This window comes from Roseobacter sp. AzwK-3b (assembly GCF_000170875.1).
GTDB classification, from domain to species: domain Bacteria; phylum Pseudomonadota; class Alphaproteobacteria; order Rhodobacterales; family Rhodobacteraceae; genus Roseovarius; species Roseovarius litoreus.
On record NZ_ABCR01000023.1, the window covers coordinates 1 to 1,555 of the forward strand.

The following is a 1,555-nucleotide window of genomic DNA, read 5'->3' on the forward strand; positions in this document are numbered from 1 at the left end:
GGACATGCCCGGGTATATACAAGAGCCGGTGCATTTTAAAATTAAAAGACTGGTAATTAAGGGAAATTGTCAACAAGATCTAAAGCTAATGCTTCATACTTACTTACTTACATACTCTTTCATATATTTAAGGATACTGTCTATTTCGCAATTTTTAAATTTTGTTTTAAAGCTTTTACACATAATGGGGGAAACTCGTAAGTTCTACAGGATGCTGAATGCGGCACGGAGCAGTTTTACTCCCATGACCGCTATATGCCGCAGTGAGGAGGGAGATATCCTGTCGGACGAGCGAGAGGTGATCGACAGATGGAAGTGCTACTTCGACAGACACCTGAACGGAGCAGATACCAGAGCAGACGCAGGAAGCAGAGGAGAGCAACCCTACGACAGCCAGCATGACAATGACGAAGTGCCCCCGCCATCTTTGGACGAAGTCATCAGCGCCATCAAACAGCTGAAATGTAACAAGTCAGCTGGCAGCGATGGTCTGGTGGCCGAACTGTTCAAGATGGGTCCGGAGAGGCTTGCCGTCATCATGCATCGGCTGATTGTTAGGATTTGGGATCAGGAAGAACTACCGGACGAGTGGAAACTGGGTGTCATACACCCAGTGTACAAAAAGGGCGACAGGCTGGACTGTGCTAACTTCCGGGCCATCACAGTCCTGAATGCTGCCTACAAGATCCTGTCCCGAATACTCTTCTGCAGACTTTCGCCTCTTGCTACAGATTTCGTCGGCAGCTCTTCTTCTTCTTTGGCTCAACAACCGATGTCGGTCAAGGCCTGTCTGTACCCACTTGTGGGCTTGGCTTTCAGTGACTAATTGATTCCCCCCATAGCAGGATAGTCAGTCCTACGTATGGCGGCGCGGTCTATTTGGGGATTGAACCCATGACGGGCATGTTGTTAAGTCGTACGAGTTGACGACTGTACTACGAGACCGGCTCATTTGATGTATAGTTTTTCTTTTTAGTCAAATTTAGAAACTCTATATTCCTCATTATTTATTTAACAAGATTTGTGTGGAAAATCAGGAAATTTTACGACTTTTAAGCGATTGAACAGTTTTGGAAAATTGTTTTAATAATTCTTGGAGCAAATAGTATTGATTTGACATATAAACTGTCAAATATATAAATCCGCGTAACTCCGAATCCGTCGAGAACTGCATAACTCGAGAACAGGCTCTACAGGTAAAATATGGTATTCCTATTACTTACTAACTTACTCATACAACGTAACAATCTCTTTTTAGTCTTGGCCAGCTACATTAGTGTTCAAAACCACTCGCGGCTTCGCTCCTTCCGTATATGATTTTTCCGGCCTTAATATCGGACGCCTTCATGCCATATTGTCTCAAAATCAAATATTGTCTCAAAAATCTTATAATATAAAATATTATTTGTATATATATTTGTTTAGTCGATCCGTCATTAGTGATCTGTTTTTGAGTTCAAGCCTTTTTTTATCGAAAATAATGGTCGATTCAAGCTTCGATTATTCATAAAAGAGCAATAAAAATTACATTATGCCACAATAATGATAATGATGC

The 1,555-nt window shown here is 41.9% G+C and carries 1 protein-coding gene; it reads left to right on the forward strand.

Translation table 11 applies throughout. The annotated features are described in order from the left end of the window. Positions 1 to 826, forward strand: an 826-nt coding sequence (locus RAZWK3B_RS22030) for an RNA-dependent RNA polymerase family protein (RefSeq protein WP_037296383.1), incomplete at its 5' end; no start/stop codon positions are given. Between the last annotated feature and the right edge of the window lie 729 nt (positions 827 to 1,555).